Annotated in this window: 20 protein-coding genes; 4 read left to right on the top strand and 16 right to left on the bottom strand. The window is 54.7% G+C overall.

The genetic code is table 11. The features are described from left to right. Positions 1-48 precede the first annotated feature (48 nt). The 3 genes from MKY96_RS08640 to MKY96_RS08630 form a co-directional block, all read right to left on the bottom strand. On the bottom strand, positions 49-945 hold the full coding sequence (locus MKY96_RS08640) for a sigma-70 family RNA polymerase sigma factor (protein WP_340944498.1): 897 nt from the start codon (positions 943-945) through the stop codon (positions 49-51). Positions 946-1,040: 95 nt separating this feature from the next. After that, a complete protein-coding gene (locus MKY96_RS08635; protein ID WP_340939807.1) occupies positions 1,041-1,487 on the bottom strand; it encodes a carboxymuconolactone decarboxylase family protein in 447 nt (148 codons plus the stop codon). Between the two features lie 206 nt (positions 1,488-1,693). Beyond that, positions 1,694-3,148, bottom strand: coding sequence for an MFS transporter (locus MKY96_RS08630; protein WP_340939805.1), 1,455 nt, complete (start codon positions 3,146-3,148; stop codon positions 1,694-1,696). A 167-nt stretch (positions 3,149-3,315) separates the two neighbouring features. Here MKY96_RS08630 and MKY96_RS08625 point away from each other — a divergent pair, with 167 nt between their 5' ends. Next, complete coding sequence (locus tag MKY96_RS08625) at positions 3,316-3,798, top strand: MarR family winged helix-turn-helix transcriptional regulator (protein WP_340939804.1); 483 nt, start codon at positions 3,316-3,318, stop codon at positions 3,796-3,798. Positions 3,799-3,807: 9 nt separating this feature from the next. Here the strand turns inward: MKY96_RS08625 and MKY96_RS08620 are convergent, their stop codons facing one another. Together MKY96_RS08620 and MKY96_RS08615 are read right to left on the bottom strand one after the other, a co-directional pair. After that, positions 3,808-5,286, bottom strand: coding sequence for a response regulator transcription factor (locus MKY96_RS08620; RefSeq protein WP_340939803.1), 1,479 nt, complete (start codon positions 5,284-5,286; stop codon positions 3,808-3,810). 337 nt (positions 5,287-5,623) lie between these two features. Next, complete coding sequence (locus tag MKY96_RS08615) at positions 5,624-6,499, bottom strand: SMP-30/gluconolactonase/LRE family protein (protein WP_340939802.1); 876 nt, start codon at positions 6,497-6,499, stop codon at positions 5,624-5,626. A 141-nt stretch (positions 6,500-6,640) separates the two neighbouring features. Here MKY96_RS08615 and MKY96_RS08610 point away from each other — a divergent pair, with 141 nt between their 5' ends. Next, positions 6,641-7,267, top strand: a complete 627-nt coding sequence (locus tag MKY96_RS08610; protein ID WP_340944497.1) for a GyrI-like domain-containing protein — start codon at positions 6,641-6,643, stop codon at positions 7,265-7,267. Between the two features lie 2 nt (positions 7,268-7,269). On the opposite strand, the gene MKY96_RS08605 is transcribed toward MKY96_RS08610, so the two are convergent. The 11 genes from MKY96_RS08605 to MKY96_RS08555 all read right to left on the bottom strand — a co-directional run bounded on the left by MKY96_RS08605 (position 7,270) and on the right by MKY96_RS08555 (position 18,675). Beyond that, positions 7,270-7,935 carry a bactofilin gene (locus MKY96_RS08605; protein WP_340939801.1) on the bottom strand — a complete coding sequence of 222 codons (666 nt, stop codon included), beginning with the start codon at positions 7,933-7,935 and terminating at the stop codon, positions 7,270-7,272. Beyond that, a complete protein-coding gene (locus tag MKY96_RS08600; RefSeq protein WP_340939800.1) occupies positions 7,928-8,614 on the bottom strand; it encodes a hypothetical protein in 687 nt (228 codons plus the stop codon). The genes MKY96_RS08605 and MKY96_RS08600 overlap by 8 nt, the downstream gene beginning before the upstream one ends. Positions 8,615-8,647: 33 nt before the next feature. Then, positions 8,648-9,289, bottom strand: a complete 642-nt coding sequence (locus tag MKY96_RS08595) for a DUF4004 family protein (protein WP_340939799.1) — start codon at positions 9,287-9,289, stop codon at positions 8,648-8,650. 171 nt (positions 9,290-9,460) lie between these two features. Continuing rightward, positions 9,461-10,795 (bottom strand): vWA domain-containing protein, encoded by a 1,335-nt coding sequence (locus tag MKY96_RS08590; protein ID WP_340939797.1) that lies wholly within the window; start codon positions 10,793-10,795, stop codon positions 9,461-9,463. Positions 10,796-10,998: 203 nt separating this feature from the next. Further along, positions 10,999-11,610 (bottom strand): 50S ribosomal protein L25, encoded by a 612-nt coding sequence (locus tag MKY96_RS08585; protein WP_076079235.1) that lies wholly within the window; start codon positions 11,608-11,610, stop codon positions 10,999-11,001. A 242-nt stretch (positions 11,611-11,852) separates the two neighbouring features. Then, on the bottom strand, positions 11,853-12,818 hold the full coding sequence (locus tag MKY96_RS08580) for an ABC transporter ATP-binding protein (protein WP_340939796.1): 966 nt from the start codon (positions 12,816-12,818) through the stop codon (positions 11,853-11,855). Beyond that, positions 12,811-13,794: an ABC transporter ATP-binding protein gene (locus tag MKY96_RS08575; protein ID WP_340939794.1), complete on the bottom strand. Its 984-nt coding sequence runs from the start codon at positions 13,792-13,794 to the stop codon at positions 12,811-12,813. Before MKY96_RS08575 ends, MKY96_RS08580 begins: the two co-directional genes overlap by 8 nt. 12 nt (positions 13,795-13,806) lie before the next feature. Next, entirely contained in the window at positions 13,807-14,730 is a 924-nt protein-coding gene (gene opp4C, locus MKY96_RS08570) for an oligopeptide ABC transporter permease (protein ID WP_340939793.1), read from the bottom strand. Between the two features lie 13 nt (positions 14,731-14,743). Continuing rightward, positions 14,744-15,697, bottom strand: coding sequence for an ABC transporter permease (locus tag MKY96_RS08565; RefSeq protein ID WP_340939791.1), 954 nt, complete (start codon positions 15,695-15,697; stop codon positions 14,744-14,746). A gap of 70 nt (positions 15,698-15,767) precedes the next feature. After that, the gene (locus MKY96_RS08560; RefSeq protein WP_340939790.1) at positions 15,768-17,522 is read right to left on the bottom strand and encodes an ABC transporter substrate-binding protein; all 1,755 of its coding nucleotides are present in this window, start codon (positions 17,520-17,522) and stop codon (positions 15,768-15,770) included. 250 nt (positions 17,523-17,772) lie between these two features. Then, positions 17,773-18,675 (bottom strand): ArsR/SmtB family transcription factor, encoded by a 903-nt coding sequence (locus MKY96_RS08555; protein WP_340939788.1) that lies wholly within the window; start codon positions 18,673-18,675, stop codon positions 17,773-17,775. A 151-nt stretch (positions 18,676-18,826) separates the two neighbouring features. On the opposite strand from MKY96_RS08555, the gene MKY96_RS08550 reads away from it, so the two are divergent. Beyond that, a complete protein-coding gene (locus tag MKY96_RS08550) occupies positions 18,827-19,102 on the top strand; it encodes a GNAT family N-acetyltransferase (RefSeq protein WP_340939786.1) in 276 nt (91 codons plus the stop codon). Positions 19,103-19,114: 12 nt separating this feature from the next. Continuing rightward, entirely contained in the window at positions 19,115-19,972 is an 858-nt protein-coding gene (locus tag MKY96_RS08545; RefSeq protein ID WP_340939784.1) for a GNAT family N-acetyltransferase, read from the top strand. Positions 19,973-20,151: the final 179 nt, after the last annotated feature.

Genomic DNA, 20,151 nt, shown 5'->3' with positions numbered 1-20,151 from the left:
CCTTCCCGCTCAGGGAGAGTAACGTGTCTTATTGGTTCTTGCTGGCCCTCAGCGCTGGGGCAGCTCCGGCGGTACGGTAATATGGGACAGCTTCGCAGGGTCCATCAGAAGATACAGGCTCTGAATCCGTTCCCCGCTGGAATCCGTACTCAGGCAGAGCACGCACTTCACGGCTCCCTGATCGGTGAAGATCAGACCCGGCTCGCCGTTCAGCAGCCCGCAGGAAGGCTTCCACTCCCGCAAATAGTGCATAACCCGCTTCGAGGTCAGCAGTGCAGTCACTCCCCGGCGTCCGGTCATCGGCCGGAGTATGGTATGCACCTCACGGCCCCCGCCATCAGTAACCAGTACCGGATGCTCGGCCAGCAGCTCCAGCATGCCGCCCACATCGTAGGAGGTGAACGCGGCAGTGAAGCGCACCAGCAGATTCTCAGTGACTGCTCCATAGCTGAGCGAGGGCAACCGGGAAGCCGGCTCTGTCTGCAGGATACGCTTGGCCCGGCTGAAGATCTGCCGGCAGTTGCTGCCCGACTTGCCTACCATTCCGGCAATGGCTTCATAGTCGTATTCGAAGGCTTCCCGCAGTACGAATACCGCACGCTCCGTGGGAGACAGACGCTCCAGCAGCACCAGAAAAGCATACGACAGATTATCCTTGCGTTCTGCCGCCGCTTCCGGGCCGTCATATCCCTCGCTTACCGGCTCAGGCAGCCACTCCCCGATATAAGTCTCTCTGCGGCTGCGTGCCGAGTTCAGCAGATTGAGGCAGCGGTTGGTCACGCCTTTAGCCACATAGGCTTTGATATTCTGAATGCCGCTCCGGTCCCGGTGCTGCAGCTCGGCGAACATATCCTGCACCGCATCCTCTGCATCGGCAATCACGCCAAGCATCCGGTAGGCAATGGAGAAGGCATAGCCTTTATAGCTCTGATACAGCTCCTCCATACCGGGATTCTCCGCTGCCGGTGTCTCGGCCTGAGTCCTTATTTTCCCCCTGTCCACTTCATGCCGCCCTCCTTCCTTACACTCTATCCTCTTCCTTAGCCGAAGCAGCCCGGGAACATCCCGGTCGTGATGGCAATCCGGTTCCAGCTGTTGATCGTATTGATCGCCATAATCCAGTCTACCAGCTCCTCTTCGCTAAAGTGCGTAAGCATCTTATTGTACAGCTCCAGCGGAACGCCAGCTTCGCTGATCAGCGTGACCTGCTCGGCGAATTCCAGCAGCACACGTTCCTTGGCACTGAACAACGGCGCTTCGCGCCACACACTCAGTAGCAGAATATGATCGGCATAGTTGCCCAGCTTCATCAGATCCTTGGCATGCATATCCAGACAGAACGCACAGCCGTTAATCTGTGAGACCCGTATTTTAACCAGTTCATACAGTACCTTATCCTTACTGCGGCTTCCTGCATGCTGCTCCTGCGCCATCATTGCCCGGAATGCCGGGCCGTTAACCTCACGATAATTCATTCTTAGACTCAAATTAGGTCGCCTCCATTATGGTTGTATTGCTCTTCATAACTGTAGACAAGATAGGGACGGAGATTGTGACACAACATCCCCACAAAGTGAAGCTTTAACTCGATGATGAGTCAGGTACTTTGCGGGGGGCCCCAAAACATTGAAATTCTTTTTAACAAAAAAAGAGCAGGACAGCGAAATTCCGCAGCCCTGCCCGTCTATTCAAGTTATGCGCTCAGACTCTTCGCCCTGCGCGAGGAGAACAGCCGCCAACCGGTCAGGAGCGCCGATAACAGGCAGATCCCGGACGAAGCCAGGAAGACTGCATGCATCCCCGAGAGGAACAACTCCGGACGTCCTTCTACCAGCCCGGTTACCCGGTAGCCGGCCTTGCTGCTCATTACATTGAACAGAATCGAGGTGGCTAAGGTAATTCCGACGACCATCCCCACATTACGGACCAGCGAATTCACGCTGCCTGCCGAGCCTAGCTGTGTTCGCGGCACCGTGGACATAATCAGCGAGTTGTTCGGTGAGCCGAACATCCCGCTGCCGATGCCGAGCATGGCGATCCAGACGCCGACCAGCATAACCGGACTGCCTTCATGCAGCCGGGCCAGCCCGAACTGGGCAACCACCATCACGATCAGCCCTGCGAAGGTGAGCAGCTCCGAACCGATTTTGTCCGACAATGCCCCGCTTAACGGAGCGACTATCACCATGCAGATCGGGTAGAGCATCAGCAGGAAGCCTGCATCAAAAGGGGACATGTTCAGCATATTCTGCGCATAAAACGGCGCGATAATATTGAAGCAGAAGTTCGAGACGAACACCAGAAAAGCACAGAATATACTCAGTGAGAACAAGGGATTCTTGAACAGGCCCAGTTGAAGCAGCGGCTGGGCGCTGCGCAGCTCCACGATCAGGAAGACGATGAAGGTAATAACCGCAGCGGAGAGAGCGGCAATGATCCGGGTATCCCCGTATCCAAGCTGCTGGCCGAGCAAAAGTCCGGCGAACAGAGAGACAATGAAGACAGCAAACAGCAGGCTGCCGGGAGCATCAATCCCTGACTTCACGCGTACCAGATCCTTCGGCAGTACCTTCCAGCCCAGCGCAATCGCCAGAATTCCAATCGGCACATTCACCCAGAAAATATACTCCCAGCCCATCGACGATACGATAATTCCGCCCAGGCTGGGCCCCGCTATACTGCCGAGGGACACGAAGGTTCCGATCAAGCCGAGAGCCTTGCCGCGTTCCGTAGACGGGAAAATATCCGTAACAATGCCCTGGCTGTTCGCCATGGTCATCGAAGCGCCGACCGCCTGCACTACACGCGAAGCAATGAGCAGCGGCAGGCTGTGGCTTAATCCGCAGAGCAGAGAGCCGATGGTGAAGACGACCATGCCCAGCTTGAACATCTTTATTTTGCCGGCGATGTCCCCCAGCTTCCCGAAGAACAGAATCACTGAACAGATCGCCATCAGATATCCGGTTGTCACCCACTCCACCTGGGCTACCGGCAGCCCCAGCTCCTTCACCAGCACCGGCAGCGCAATATTCACAATGCTTCCATCCAGTGTAGACATAAAAGTAAACAAGTTAAGAACGATCAGAATCAGCCAGCGCTTCTTCTGTATCCCGGCATCCTCCTGATAGGTCGCCTCTAAGCTGCTCATCCGCTAACACCCTCTTGGTTCAAATGTAATCTAGTTGCACACGCAACAAACTAATCCTTCACAGTGTACTGCAAATTAGTTGCGCGCGCAACAAAATTACGGTAAGATCTGAGGCAGGGCGCTATGCCTTAGGGCTGGCAGCCGTTATAATCCTCAGCGAGGTGTCCATGGTGACTTCAAATAGAGAACCGGTTAGAGAACCAATCAGTGATCCGATCAGAGAACCAATCGGGAAGCTGATCTCCCATCTTCACCGTCAGAACCAAAAAATACTGGCCAAGGAGCTGCTTCCCTACGGCATCGGCAGCGGCGGCCAGCATAGCTTCTTAAAGCTGGTGCTGAGTCATCCGGGGATCACCCAGGATCAGATGACCAGCCGGATTAAATGCGATAAAGCGACAACCACCCGCTCCGTGAAGCTTCTGGAGGCCTCGGGATATATTGAACGCCGGACTGACCCGAAAGACCGCCGCTCCTTCCTGCTGTATCCGACCCCCCAGGCGCTTGAATTCGCTCCGGTCTTCCAGGCGCTGCTCGATGATTTCAACCGTAAGCTGTCCATGGACCTTACCGAGAGTGAGCTGGATACGCTGACAGAACTGCTCCACAAGGTCACCCGCAACTCAGACCGGCTGAACGGGCAGAGCTGATTGTATTGATTAAGTGGAGAAAATCAGGCTGTCCTTGCTGTCCTTGCTGTCCTTGCTGTCCCTGTGTTCAGCCGCAAAGTGGACAGCTTGAAGCTGGCCTTCTGCGCGGTATTCACTCGGCAGCTTGCCGACATGCTCCCGGAACAACTTGCTGAAATAACGCTCATCCCCGAAGCCCGACCGGCAGGCAATTTCACACACCGGTACACGGGTCTCCAGCAGCAGCGCTTTCGCCAGCTCCAGCCGCATGCGCCGCAGGCATTCCCCGAAAGTCTCACCGGCAAAGCGGGCGAAGCACCTGCTGAAATAGCCGCGGCTCATATGGATGGCAGCGGCAACATCGCCCTGATTGATTTTATCGCCGGCATGGCTCTTCATATAACGCACAGCGCTGATCAGGCAGAGCATCACCTCTTGGCTCAAGCCCAGCTCAATCATCCGGCGCTGGACATGCCCCGTGAACTGATGCAGCCAGACTTGCCAGTGCCGCCAGTGCCGGTTGCACTCTGCCGCCAGCGCGAGCTGCTGCGCTTCCTCCGCTGTAAGCAGCAGGCCGCTCCAGCCCTGAAGCAGCTCTTGGCCAAAGTCCGCCACTGCCGCAGGGTCCGGCTGCTGCATCGCAACCCCGCTGAGGAACAGGTCCCATTCTCTCCGCTCCAGTGTCCAGCGTAGATTCTGCGCCTGTACCAGCGCGGAAGGGACGCCCGTCTCCGGCCGTTGCCGCGCGGCCAGCGCCTGCAGTTCACCATAGTGCAGCCTCGGGAGCGCCTGGCCGCCCGCCGCATAGAACAGCGCCTGCCGGGCCGACTGTTCCAGCACCGCAGCAATTCTCTTCAGCGGCTGACCGCGCACCCCCTCCAGCAGCGCCGCTGTCCAGCTTGTCCCAAGCGCCGCTCCCAGCTCTCCTCCGATCCGCGCTGCATCCACAGGATACGGCAGCGGAGACAGCCACATCCCCGGCACAGCATGCAGCGTGGAATTTCTCACCAGAGACAGTGCATACAGCTGCTCTTCCTTCAGTTCCGGCGTAAGCGGCACATAGAGCAGCGCGTTATCCTCAGCGATCACCTTCTGCTCTGCCTTCGCAGGGTTGCTTTTGTTCCTGTCCTCCCACCTGATCCGTTCCACCAGTCTGCGGATGATTTTATCGGCATTCTCCGGCTCCAGCAGCGTTTTGACAATGTAATCTACCGCTCCCAGCCGCAGCGCCTCCTGCACCTCATCGAATTCATGATGGCAGGTCAGCACCACGCACCTTACTGCCGGATACCGCAGCCTCACCTCCCGGATCAGCTCGAACCCGGTCATCCCCGGCAGCGACAGATCCACGAACAACAGATCCGCCTCTTGCTCGCGCAGCAGCTCCAGTGCCGCATGCCCGTCTCTGGCCTCTCCGGTAATCACCACCCCGAAGGACGGCCAATCCAGCAGTGAGATGAAACCCTTGCGCACCAGACGCTCATCGTCTACGACAACAGCCTTAATCATCGAAGTCCTCCTTGCTTTTGATAGGAATAATGATGGATACCGGGTTCCGTCTTTCTCACCGCTCTTTGTGAAAGCGTTTCAATATATAGATACAATACCATATTTTGTTTATTCTGAAAATAAAAAGGCATGCACTTAAAGCTTGAACTCGATGCTTGGTCGCCGCTGCGGAGAACATTTGAACTTCCGGCCGCTGTTGTCCCCGGGTTACATGATTTTATGCAACATAAAAAGAGCTGCTCACAGGCAGAATATCCGCCGTATAAACAACTCCGTTTCTGCTATTAGGTAATAGTAGAGCATCAGATTTAAAATGGTTGAGTCAGGGCTCCCCTCGTTAAAAAGCCACCCGGTTAGCCTCCCAGCCCCTCACTCCAGGCTTGAACCGGAACAATCCGCCCGCCTGCGGCCAGCGTTCCAGCTCTTCTGCACTCATGTATCCGCGTGCTGTAGTGATGTACAGCTCGTCCAGATTCCCGCCGCCGAAGGTACAGGAGGTTACATAATGCGCCGGGACCTCAATTTTCTCCAGTTGTTCCCCCGTATGAGGATTCCAGCGTGAGATACAGCCCCCGCGCCAATGGGCGACCCAGAGCATGCCTTCACTGTCGATCGTCATCCCATCCGGCCAGCCTTCGCCTTCCGCCAACCGGATGACTGTCCGGCGCCCGCTTACCGAGCCGTCTGCCAGCGAATAATCCATTACATCGATCCCCTTGGTCAACGTATCAATGTAATACATGACCCCCAAGCTGTCGTTCCAGGCCAAGCCATTGGAGATGCCGATCCCAGTCAACACCTGCCGGACCTCACCAGCGGATTCCATTACATACAGGCTGCCCTCTCTTCCCGCAAACCTTCTGTTCATCGAGCCGAACCACAACCGTCCACGGCTGTCGCATTTGGCATCATTCAGCCGGTTACCGGAGATTCCGGTCTCCACCGCTGCCAACAGCTCCAAGGGCTGATGCTCCATATATCTGTAGATCCCGTCCTCCATCGTCAGAATCCAGCCGCCGCGCTCCGCCGGTACAGCTGCACTTACCTTTCGCTCAAAGGAATGAATATCATCCGTCCCCTTGCCGGGGTCATAGAAATGTAATTCATTGCTGTCAACATCCATCCAATACAACCTGCCCTTCCTGTGATCCCAATGGGGACCTTCTCCAAGGGCCGCCTTCGCAGCAACCACGCATTCCATCGTTCCGCTCAACCTAAATCCTCCTCTACTAAATACTCTTTCTATGTACTTGAACTATTACCATTCAGCCTCCGGCTGCCAACCTGACATACACCTGTCCGGTTTGCATGCTATGCTGAATACATCACAATCCTATGAACTGAGGTGACCCGCATGAAGGCCGAATGGAGAAAACAAGACAAAGCCCTATACCTGCCCCCTGCCGAACCGGGGCTGATCCATGTACCCTCCTTTCCTTATTTCACCCTGCGGGGTGAAGGTAATCCCAACGGCAGCGCCTTCGCAGAAGCAGTCGCTGTGCTGTATTCCTTGTCCTACGCAGTCAAAATGCTGCCGAGACGAGGTCCCGCACCCGAAGGCTACTTCGACTACACCGTCTTCCCGCTGGAAGGGGTATGGGATCTCAGCGAAGCCGGACGCCGCTCAGCCGCTCTTGATAAGAACGAGCTGGTATACACCTTAATGATCCGGCAGCCGGATTTCCTGACCCCTCTGCTTGCCGCAGAAGTGCTGGAGCAGGTCAAGCACAGCAAGCCGCACCCGCTGCTGGATAAGGCCGTCTTCGAGCACTGCGAAGACGGCCTGAGTGTACAAATGCTGCATATAGGCCCCTATGATGATGAACCGCACAGCTTCGCCAGAATGGAGCAATTCTGCACCGCTCAGGGCCTGGTGCGGGAGTCTCTCCTGCACCGCGAAATCTATATCTCGGATGCCAGGCGTGCCCGCCCGGAGAAGCTGCGAACCGTGCTACGGTTCAAGGCCGCCCGGCAGGATTAACGCTACATTTTCACCGTGTTCCGCACTATTGAGCTCTTATGAACCTCCAGCAGCTCCCGGTATTCCACCGTTTCAATCTCACAGCCGGGCCCGATCACAACACTTCCGCCCCGGACGGTCTGCGCCTGCGTATGCTGAAGCTCGATCTGATCTCCTTCAATCAGCCGGGCCGCGAAGCTCATCTTCTTCCCGGGTCTGAGCAACGCGCCGGAACGGCTGCGCTTGATGGAGATGCCGCCGCCGCCGACCGTATCCGCCCTACTGGGGCCGAATAATGTCAGGTCGAGCTTCTCCGCATTTAATAGTCCGCTGACCTCCAGGACTCCGGTAAGCTGCACCTGCTCTGCTTCACAATCGCCCGTAACTATGATCCCGCCGGTCAGCTTGATATCCTCAATCCGCAGCCCGCCGCCAGCCGTAACCTCTCCTTGTCCGCGCAGGCTGGCTGCGTCTACCCGGCCCTTCACCTTGCACTCCCCGGTGATTTTGATATCCTGTGCCCGAAGATTTCCTTCAACCGCTACCTCTCCGGTCTGCGTAAGCTTATGGCAGTCCACATCCCCGCCGAAGGTACATTCTCCCGTCACCTTCACATCCTTAAACACTCCGCCGACAGAGCTCGACGTCCCGAGTATCTTCAGATCATGGCGTTCTACCGTTTCATTCACCGGTCTTCTCCTCCTTTCCCACCTGGGCACCGGGATGTACAGTCAGTCCCGCTCTATACTCCACCCGGCCAATTGAGCAGCCCTGCCCGATAATGACCGTACCGCCCCTCACTACATCTGCACTTGTGTATTCCAGATCTAGCGTATCGCCTTCGATGAGCTTGGCCCGCAGCCCGATTTTGAGCTTGGGGATCATTCCGCCGAGCAGTCTGCCCCAGGCCGCGTTACCTTTTTTGCGGATCACCAGGCTCTCCACGCCAATCTCCCCTGCCTCAGACTGACCCTGTAGCCCGAACTCCATCCGGCCCGCACTCAGCAGGCCACCCACCGTGAATACCCCTTCACCGGTCAGCTCCTCCAGCTCACAATTGCCCTTCAGCTTCAGCATGCCGTCCATTACACAGCGCTCTCCCCGCAAACTGCCTTCTCCGCTCACTACTCCATTCAGCTTCATTTCACCAACCTGCAGATTGCCCTTCAGATTGAGGGTTCCGTCCATCTCCATCTCTTCCGCCGCAAGGTCGCCGTTCAGCTTCATTACGCCGTCACAGCTATAGGTATGTGCGCTGAGCGCTCCGTTAATCTTGCTGACGCCGTTGATATTCACTTTGTTATATCTGCCTCCGGCAGCCGTGTTGACCCCATCCATCACCAGATCCGGCAGTTCATTCTTCTCCATGGTCCAGCCTCCTATGGTTTACTGTTCATTACTCTATAAGCCGCCTTCAGTCAAACGTCCATTCAGTAGTTCCGCCAGATCGGCAGAGCGAAGCCTGCTCACCAGCCGTACCCCCTCTTCGAAGGCCAGCCCCGCTCCCGGCAGCGCCATAATGAAGAAGCTAACCCCCATCTTCCGCACAAAAAACAGCTCCCAGCCCTTCTCCCCGTACCCCGGCGCATGACTCTCCAGTATCTGATAGAGCCGGTCTGCTTCTTCCCAGCTGAGCTCCCCCTTGCTGAGCAGCCAATCTGCCGCAAATACATGAAGAATCTGCTCGAAGCTCAGCGGTATGCCCTCGTCCTCCGGTCTCCCGAACCGCTCCAGACTACTCACCGAAACAATGTTACGTTCCTTTAGCTGGGATAAAGTTAACCTTATGCTGTACGAGGATGCCGGCTCTGACAGCTTATCCGCCAATTCATCCAGGGAGAGATCATCCTTCTTCTGTAAAATATGCTGTACCCGCCCCAAAATCCGCGCCCGCGGAAAAAAGGTCTCCTGTCCCGTAAAGGTAGATTTGCGGATGAACCATTCCTCAGGAATCAGCTGCTTCCGCTTCCAGCGGTACAACTGCCCGTAAGAGATTCCTGTCTCATCGAGCAGCTCCTTTTTGGAGATTAAATCCTCTTCCATATCACCACTCCTTGCGCTCATCGTAACATAACACTGTTACGTTGTAAACTGGCAAGCTACCTACATCGCTCCCCTCCAGTGCAACAGCGCCTCCTCCTATTCACTCCTTCATAAAAAAACAGAGCAGACCCTAGCCCTTACCGGCTTCGGATCTGCCCACTATACTTCATTCTATGAACGCACAACGCCCTTCTGCCGGGCTTCACGCAGCCATTTCGGGTACTCGTTGAAGAGCCGGTCATACAGGTCCTCATCGCTGACCTCGTCCAGATCATCCAGCGCGAAGAAATCCGCATTATCCACATAACGGCCCCGCAGATCGTCAAGCTCACGGAGTACGCCATAATCCGCATTGCCCAGCCCCACAAACTGCCAGAAAATATTATGCTTCGAGCTCTGGATCAGCAGCTTCGATATTTTGGGCGTCTCATAGATGCCCCCGTCGCTGAAGAAGACCACATATACCGGCAGGTCACCCGGCTCCTCCTTCGTATATTTCTTGATCAGATCCGCCATCACCACCGGCTCATTGTTCCCGATGCCCAGTCCCCCGAACATCTTCGGTCCCGGATAGGTCCGCTTCACATAATCCTCATACCCGTGTTCATTCACGCTCGGCATTCTTTTGCTCTTGGTGGCGAAGAACCAGACATCCAGCATTCCGTCATCATCCATCTTGGCAGCCACAGCCAGCACCCGTTCAAAAGCCCGCTGCACGACTCCCTTCGCATATAATTGCGCCATGGAGCCGGATGCATCGAACACCACGGCTACCCTTGCCTTCTCCTGGTCAAGATTCTTCTTGCGCAGTGAAATTCCGACCTGCTGCTTCAGAAGATCAATCTTCGTCAAATTCAGGGCAGGCCGGGGAGCCTCCTCCTGGACTGTATCCTTAGGCGGTCCGCTGTATGTAGCCGCTGCTTCCATATGGCCTGGCACCCCTTGTGCGTGTGGCTGTGCTCCGCTGTTCTCCGGCGCTTCGTCTTCCACTTCAACGCCGTGCGCTTCCGCCAGCGGCTTCAGTCCGCCATGGAAGCCCCGGCCGACCGCACGCAGCTTGAAGCCCCCGCCATGGCGGTACAGCTCTGCCAGCACGAGCGAGGTCTCGGCATTGCCGTCCATAATTTCATATACCAGCTCTGTACCCTTCCCCGCCGCGCTGATTCTGCAGCCTCTGACATCGGCGAAGGTTCCGGGACCGTCCAACGTAGCCGCGAAGACGCATTTCTCAATGGCCGAATCACGGAGCGCGCGCAGATCAATGGCGAACTCTCCGCTGCATTTATCAATCGGATTGAATACGACCGTGTGCTTGGGATCAGCCGGCTGATTATAAAAGATAAAGAAATCATCGGACGGCACCTTCCCGTTCCCGCCCACCATGAAGCAGCTGATATCCAGAATAGCCGGAGAACTGCTGCAGGATATCTTCACGGTTGCCTGGGTGGAAGCCTCGTCCAGCTTCGCATTGGAGCCGCTTACCAGCTTGATTATATTAGGATTCATGAATGCACTCTCCTACTCTCTCATATGAAATACCAGGATGTACCAGATTCCCGCTTCCGCAAAAAGGAGCAGACCATTCCCTGCTAAGGATATGTCTGCTCCTGGTTGATCAAAGATTATGACTCTCCATATACAGCCGTTATCTCAGGCTGTCTGCGGTGTTCTCTGCATATAGAAATGCGATGGCTACAGCCAGAAAAGTCTTATTCTTCAGACTTCTCAGCTTCGGCTGCTTCCTCAGCTGGTGCGGCAGCAGCTTCATCAGCCGGCTCCTCCATCACGAGCGGAGGCGAAATCCGCACGATCAGTGTATCTTCAGGGGTAAGGATCTCCCAGCCTTCATGCTTCGGAAGATCGGACACCAGCAATTGATCACCGATATCGAGGCCGCTGATATCTACTTCGAGGTTTGCTTCCAGCTTGTCCGGCAAGGTCCGGATATCCAGCTCATACAGCTCCACCTGCTGCACGCCGCCGCTCTTGACGCCGATAGGATCACCTGTGAAGTGGAAGGCTACCTTGGTATCCAGATCAGCCTTCATGTCAATCTGCTGCAAATCTACATGAAGCAGCGTACGGGATACCGGCTGGCGCTGCACCTCCTGAATAACCGCATTCTTCGAGCCGGAGCCCGGGAATTCCACCTTCAGGATGGCACGCGGGTTTTTGCCGAGAATATCATTAAGTGTTTTGGCATCTGCTGAGAAGGACTGGGTATCTGAACCTGCACCGTAAACTACAACCGGTACAAAACCTTTGCTGCGCTGGGAAGAATTCGATCCGGATCTTTCAGTCAAGCGTACTGTGGTATTCATGATATTTCCTCCTAATAGTTTTTTGAGCGCTACGCCCTTCGTATAGAAGCCGGGCAAGTTGCCGGGGGCGGCGTACGCCAAGTAGTGTCAGCATAGCTGCATTAAAAAACAAGACCAATTAGCTCTTATGTCTAATCAGTCTCTTATTAACCATATTTGCCTGCTATGGAATCAGTATAGCACCGGGAAATGAACAAGTCAAAATAGGGTAAAATTCAAATCCAATCCATATTTATAAATGATTACGCTAAATGACAGGCCACCAAATGCCCCGCGCCAGCGTCACGCAACAGCGGAATCTCCGCTTTACAGACCTCCAAGGCGAATGGGCAGCGCGTATGAAATTTACAACCGGACGGCGGATTCGCCGGGCTTGGAATATCCCCTGTCAGCACGATGCGTTCCCGCTTCAGCCGGGGAACCGGCACCGGAACAGCGGACAACAGCGCCTTGGTATAAGGGTGCAGCGGATGCAGGAATAACTCATCCCTGGTTGCCGTCTCCACGATTGATCCAAGATACATCACACCTATCGAGGTGCATAAATGCTCCACTACGCTAAGATCATGGGAGATGAATAAATACGCCAGCCCTTTGCTCTGCTGCAGTCTGCTGAACAAGTTAATAATCTGCGCCTGGATCGACACATCCAAGGCCGACACCGGCTCATCTGCGACAATCAGGTCCGGATTCAGGATCAGCGCCCGGGCAATCCCGATCCGCTGGCGCTGGCCGCCGGAGAATTCATGCGGGAAGCGGTCGATATGATACGCGGATAACCCGCAGGCCTCCAGCGCCTCCAGCACCAGGCTTCTGACCTCAGCCTTCGTACATAGGCCATGGTCCAGCAGCGCTTCGCCTATGGCGTCGCCGACCCTGATCCGGGGATTAAGCGCACTGTACGGGTCCTGGAAAATAAGCTGCATCTGCGGCCGGATCACGCGCATATCCGCAGCAGACAGGCTGTGAATGTCAGTGCCCTTAAATCGAACCTCTCCGTCGGTCTTGTCCGTCAAGCGCAGAATGGTCCGCCCTACGGTGCTCTTGCCGCTGCCGGATTCCCCGACAAGGCCGAAGGTCTCTCCCGGACAGAGTGTGATGCTGACATCGTCTACAGCCTTAACATGTCCCGCCGTGCGGCCAAGCAGGCCTTGCTTCACCGGAAAATACTTCTTCAGATGCTTCACTTCCAGCAGCGCTTCAGACATATAATTCCGCCTCCTCATACAGCCAGCAGGAGACCTTCTGCCCGTTCCCGGTCTCCTTCAGCAGCGGCTGCCGGGTACGGCAGACCGGCATACAATGCCCGCACCGGTCATGAAAATAACAGGAGGGTGCAAGCTCAAGCGGACTTGGTACCTGCCCGGGAATGGAATAGAGCTCTTCCAGACGCTGGCCCATCACGGGCTTCGACTTCAGCAGCCCGCGTGTATACGGATGCTGCGGATTCTGAAACAGTTCCACTACCCCGCCCTCCTCAACAATTTGCCCGGAGTACATCACGATGACATAATCCGCCATCTCGGCCACAACCCCTAAGTCATGTGTAATCAGCAGGATTGACATCCCGGAATCTTCCTTAAGGCCGCGCAGCAAGTCCAGAATTTGCGCCTGAATCGTCACATCCAGAGCTGTGGTCGGCTCATCCGCAATCAGCAGCTTGGGGCTGCAGGAGACCGCAATGGCAATCATAATCCGCTGAAGCATACCGCCGCTCAGCTCATGGGGGTAGCTGCCCATAATCTGTTCCGGACGGGATATCCCGACCTGGGTGATCAGTTCAATTGCACGGGTCCGTGCTTGCTTCTTGTTCATCTTGAGATGTACAGACAGCGGCTCCATAATCTGCTCGCCAATCTTCATGACCGGATTAAGGGAGGACATCGGCTCCTGAAAGATCATCGCAATCTCATGGCCGCGGATGCTGCGCAGTGAATTTTTGTCCAGCCGCAGCAGATCCTCTCCCTGGAAACCGATACACCCCCCGGTGACTTTACCGCCAGGCTCCTCCACCAGCCCCATAATCGACATGGCCGTGACGCTTTTTCCGCAGCCGGATTCACCGACAATGCAGACCGTTTCACCTCTCCTGATCTTGAAGCTGACATTATCCACCGCCCTTACGGTGCCTTCTTCCGTGAAGAATTCGGTGCTTAGACCGTCTATATTCATTACAGGCTCCATAGATATGGCCACCTACCTCTTCTGTTTAGGATCAAGGACGTCTCTGAGGCCGTCACCAAAGATATTAATTGCAATCACTGTGGCAAAAATCGACAGTCCGGGCGGAATCCATAGCCATGGCCGGTTCTGGAAATCAAGGATATTGTTCGCTGCGTCAATCATATTGCCCCAGGTCGGAGTCGGAGGCATAACCCCCAGGCCGAAGAAGCTCAGCACCGATTCGCTGAGAATAGCGCCGCCGATATTCAGCGTAGCCATAACGATCAGCAGCGGAACAATATTAGGCAGCAGATGGTGCATCAGCTTCCTGTGGTCGCGCAGCCCCAGCACCACAGCAGCCTGCATGAATTCACGTTCCCGCAGGCTTAGCATTTGTCCCCGCACCATTCTTGCCAGCCCCGGCCAGTTCACAATACTCAGCATAAGCATAACGATATACATCCGGTAATCCGTTGGAATCTTCCACTCCGAGAGCAATGCACCGAAGATGAAGAGCAGCGGCAGACCGGGAATGGTCATCAGCAGATCGGCAATCCGCATAATGATCTGATCCAGCAGCCCCCCGTAATAACCGGCAATGGCACCCAGCAGCGACCCGAGAAATACTGACAGCAGCATGGAAGCAAGACCTACGGTGAGGGATATGCGTCCGGCCTGCATCACCCGGGTTAGAATATCCCGGCCCAGCGCATCCGTGCCCAGCCAGTGCTTCAGGCTCGGGGGTTTATTCATGAATGCCATGTTGATTTTGTTATCTGTATAGGGCGAGAAGAACGGACCGATGAAGCATAACACAAACATAAAGACAACCACCGCGAACCCGGCAACGGCCAGCTTATTGTGCATAAGCCTCCGCAAGGATTGCCGCATTAGGGACGATTTGCGCAGTCCGGGGCGGATTCCCTCCATTTCTTTTACTCTGATATCAGTTGCCATGAGAACTCCCCTCCTATAACCGGACACGCGGATCAGCCACCCGGTACAGAATATCCGATAGCAGGGTCCCGATGACGGTCAGAATAGCCAGAAACATGGTGAAGCCCATCAGCAGCGGATAATCCCTTAACCCGAAGGACTTCATATACAATTGGCCGATCCCCGGCCAGTTGAAGATCTGCTCGATAATAATCGAGCCTCCGAACAGGGCAGGCAGCTCGAAGCCAACCAGCGTAATTGCCGGTAAAAGCGCATTGCGCAGCGCATGGGAGAACAGCACCTTCCGCTCCTTCAGCCCTTTTGCACGGGCCGTCCGGATATAGTCCTGCTTGAGTACATCAATCATATTGCTGCGGAAGTAGCGGGTTAATGAACCCAGTCCAAGTAGCGTCATCACAATGACCGGCAGCGTCATATGCTGCACGACTTCCTTGAAGTAGGCAAAGCCTGCCGCGGTGCTGCCCGTAGTCATCATCCCGCCCGGCGGCAGCCACTTCAGATCCACAGCCATAATCTTGATTAGGAACAGGCCGATGAAGAAGGACGGCAAGGACATGGCAGCGAAGATCGCAATCATCACCAGCGTGTCGAACCAGGAATATTGCTTATAGGCAGAGATGACACCGATTATTACTGCGATAAGCCAGGTGAGGAACGTGGAGACAGCGGCCAGCAAAAAAGAATTCCAGATATAATCACCAAACAACTGAAGCACCGGCTTCTGCTGGGCAAGTGAATATCCGAAATCCCCGTGGAAGGCATTGCTCATCCAGGTCCAGTAGCGTTCCAGCACCGGCTTATTCAGGCCGTAGATTTCCCGCAGCTCCGCTTTGCGTTCTGCCGTCAGCTTGATGTTCCCGGTAATGAAGTCCCCCGGTGTAAGGGCATAGAGGCAGAAGATCAGCAGCGAGGCGGCAAAAAGGATGATCAGCATATACAGCATTCTTTTAGTCAGATAAGTGCTCATGTATAGCTCCTTAGGATTCATCCCCCTGCCTGCCCCCGCCTTGTGACGCAGACAGGAGATGAATCATTCGTTATTTCAGAGTCCAGTTCGGCAGACTGCCGGCAAGACCGATGAACGGGCTGACCGAGAGATTCTCAATGCGGCCGTTATAGGCGTATACCGTTTTTTTGTAATTGGTAAAAATGACTGGCAGCTCGTCGTTGAATAGCTGATACAGCTCTTTATAGACTGCTTTGCGCTGTTCAATATCCGTGGTAGCCAGCGCTTTGTTGTACAGCTCAGTAAACTTCGGGTTGTCATAGTCCGTGATCTCACCATCGAAGAACTGCATGAAGCCATCTGCCGGATCGGTCAGCATGCTGGTAGAGAAGGAGACGAGATCATAGTCCCCGCTCTCTGTCTTTGAGACCAGCGAGTTGAAGTCGGCGAAGATCTCCGGCTGGAAGTCAATGCCGAGCGCCGCGAAGTTCTCTTTGGCGACCGCGATGAAGATGTCTGAGCTCTTGCTCTTGCTGGCCAGATAATGGATGCTGAGCGGCTTGCCGTCCTTCTCGCGGATGCCCCCTGCCCCTACCGTCCAGCCGGCTTCATCCAGCAGCTTCTTCGCCTGCTCAGGATCATATTTGTAAGAATTAATGCCTTCCTCAGTATAGGACCAGGAGATCGGCGAAGCAGGAATGTTGGCTATTGCCCCCGCGCCTTCGGCTGCGTCCACATAGATGCTCTGCCGGTCAAGCCCATAGACAATCGCCTGTCTAACCCGCTTATCCTTGAGCTGCTCATGCTTCAGGTTAACCTGCATATAGCCATAAGTGCTTGGGGTATACGGGAGAATATTGACATAACCGAGCTCTTTCAGCTTCGTGATATTTTCTTCTGTTGCAGGAAAAGAGGCATAGTCCACCTCACCCGTCTCAAGGAACTGCCAGGCATCCCCTGAGGTGGTTTTGTAGATAAAATGTTCTGTCTTAGGCTTGCCCTTGAAGTAATTCGGGTTGGCAATCAGCCGGACCTCTTGTCCGGGAATGAACTTCTCCAGCGTATAAGGGCCGTCGCCCAGCGGTTTCTCATGAAGCTTCTTGATATATTCAAGCTGGCCGAATTTGTAGTCCTTGCCATAATAGGCCTTGGACAGCACATTGGAGCCCAGAGTCACCAGTGCCGTGGCATTGGGCTGCTCCAGCGTAACGGAAAGGGTCTGCGGATCAATAATCCGGATGCCTTCCACCGTCTTGGCCGTTCCGGCCTTGTAAGCCTCCCCGCCCTTCACCTTCAGTGAGGGAAGCGAAGAACCGCCGTCATAGGCTTTGTCATACTGGAGAGTCCAGGTGAACGCCACATCCTCCGCCGTGAGCGGCGAGCCGTCGCTGAACTTCAGATCTTTGCGCAGGTGGAACGTATATGTAAGCTGATCGTCCGATACCTCCCAGCTCTCGGCCAGCTCTGGCGTTGGCACCCCTTTGTCATCCACCGTCACCAGCGATGCATAGAGCAGCGAAGAGACATTACCGTCATAACCGCTCTCCTGGAAGTAAGGCGTGAAGGCACCGCTGGGATCGGTAAGGCCTACGATGATGGTATCGGTGCGTTTCTGCGCGGCTGCCGGCAGCTTCGCAAGGTTGGATGCAGTAAAAGGCTCATTAAGCGCACCGGCAGGCACCACCTCTGGGGACGAAGTGGCTGCTGAGTTGGTTGAAGCACCCGGAGCAGAGCTGGCAGGAGTGGCTGTGGATGCTGCTTCCGGGCTACTGTTATCGGAGCAGGCGGACAGCAACAGCGAAGCTGTCAGGAATAAGGAGGACAACAAAAACGTGCTTTTTCTCATAACATCATCTCTTTTCTCACAATTTATAAATTCTAATAATTCCTACCCACTAAGTATGAATAAAGACCGATAGTTCACATTATAGAAAGTAAAGTCTGTTCTGTAAATAGAGAACTTAAAAATAATTCTCTAGAAGAAGAATTAAATTAGTGAATCACAGCAAAAAAAGCCAAAATCTTCTCCTTAGTTGAGAAGACTTTGACTTCTGGTTTGACGCTAAAGCAAAACTGAGAATAAAAGCTGTCCGCTGCTATTTCAGATACTCTGACAGCTGCTCATTCATCTGCTGAATGCCCTCCATCCGCAGACTGTACGCAATGACGTTCTCGCCCTCGATATAAGCATTCAGCAGACCAGCACTCCGCAGACTTGTAATGTGATCATGAACAATTCCTTTGGACAGACCTGCCTGCCTGGCAATCTCCGTGAACGATTTGCGCTCACCGCCCAGCGATTTGAGAATTCGGAGCCGGCTCTTCTCGCCCAGACTGCGGAGTGTCCGGTGCATGGTAGGTGAAATCTCTTCTTCCGGCACCTGGATTCTTGCGGCATAATGACAGATCGTCAGGTCACCGAAGTTATACAGGATATTAATCGGCTGAAAGTGGAACTGCGGAATCAGCACCAGCCTGCGCAGACCGCCGCCCGGCAAGAAAAAGAATCCGTTCGTTGTCTTGTTCACAAATTCTGCAACCGGGCTGCCTGTGAGCATCCCCCTCTGATCCTCAGCATGCTGCTGCAGCTTGTCCATGATCCCCGGATTGCAGCTGCTGAAGTATTGCCGGTTCCACTCCGACAGCAGGAAGACCATGCGGCTGCGGTATAGCTCCATTTGTACGGGGAAATTACTTACATAACCTCCAAGAGTCTCGTACATCTCCCCAACGGGTAGGCCTTCCAGCCAATCCAGCACACTGCTCACACTCTTTTTGTCAGGACACAGATGGATCAGCAGATTAAACAGCTTCCAATCATTATCCAGCTCCGTCTCCTCTAATGCTTCCAGCAGCTCCGGGCTCAAACGGCCTGACACCTCCGCCGCCCAGGACATGCCGAGATCTATCTTTTTACTCCCCTTCTTGCAGATGTACGTATGTATACTGCTTATTAATTCATATACCGGATGAAAATGAACCTCTGCCTTGTAATCCATGCCTATACCCCCTGATGCAACTTCTTTTCATTACAGCGTTAGTGCCATAATCATATCATATTATTCCCTTATCCTTCTTTCGCTTTCTCGCTTTTTGCCGCACAGGGTAGTAAAATAAAGGCACTATACCGGAATGGAGTGAGGTTATAAGATGGACAAGATTTCAAAGGGAGAAGGACGTTTCTATATCGCTGGTGACGGAAAAGACCTGGCCGAGATTACATACAGAACCGAAGAGAACACAGGGAATCTGGTGATTGACCATACCTTTGTCTCCGAAGATCTGCGCGGCCAGGGGGCAGGAGAAAAGCTTGTTCGGGCGGTCGTTGACCTGGCCCGTGAGCAGAGTGTCAAGATTGTACCGGTGTGCCCGTATGCGGCCCATCAATTCGAGAAGCACGAGGAATACAAGGATGTACTCAAATAGGAGGAAGAACGTTTGACGAATACAGATACACTGAAACAGATTGAAGAGCTGCAGCAGCGCTGCGAGCACTATGAAGGAATCTCGCTGAAGCTGAACTGGGACATGCTCCGGCAGCCTGGAGAAGCAGGCGGTGCAGAGTGGCTTTTGACCTATGAGGACGGCCTGCTGGTCGGCTTCATCGGCCTGTACGGCATCGGCGGTGATATGGAGGTATGCGGCATGGTCCGGCCGGGCTACCGCCGCCGGGGGATCTTCAGCTCCCTCTGGAAGCAGGCCCAGGCCGTCATCCGCAGAGGGACAACGAAGACACTGCTGCTGAACACCCCTGCGGCTTCGGCTTCAGGCAATGCCTATCTGAAGACCTTGCCGCTTGCCTTCAGCCATTCGGAGTTTCAGATGAAATGGGATGGTGCGGGCAGCAAGGTCAGAGCCTCAGAGGCCAGCTCGGCCTCAGGCAATGTCATGCTCCGGCCTGCACGTCCGGAGGAGACCCCTCTGCTCATCGCCTTCGACTGCGACGGGTTCCAGATGACCGAAGAGGATGCCGCAGAAATGTATGTGCAGCATGAACAGGAGGGCTCCCAGGAGCATATCATCATCGAGCTCAGCGGCCAACCTGCCGGGAAAATGCGCCTCTGGTCCGAGAACAATGAAACCTGGATCTACGGATTTACGGTGGACAAGAAGCTGCGCGGTCTCGGCATCGGCCGGAGTGCCCTGCAGCAGACCATCGAGCGGGAGCAGCGGAATTATAACGGAGTGAATCTGGAGGTGGCGCTGGATAACCCGAATGCACTGCGGCTCTATGAGAGCTGCGGCTTCGTCATTCAGAGCCAGCAGGATTATTACACCTATCCTTTGAACGGCTAGCCTGGCAACGAGTATTTCAAGAAGCATACATTTAGCCCATATGCCTGCGCACCAGCACAATGTATGCTGTTTTTCGCATACTTTCGGGCCAAACGCCTGCATGTGAGCACAATGAATGCTGTTTTTCGTATACATTCGGCCCATGCGTCTTCGTGTGAGCACAATGAATGCTGTTTTTC

This window comes from Paenibacillus sp. FSL R7-0302, assembly GCF_038006885.1.
Taxonomy (GTDB): Bacteria; Bacillota; Bacilli; order Paenibacillales; family Paenibacillaceae; genus Paenibacillus_AQ.
This window is presented reverse-complemented; position numbering and strand designations above follow the sequence as displayed.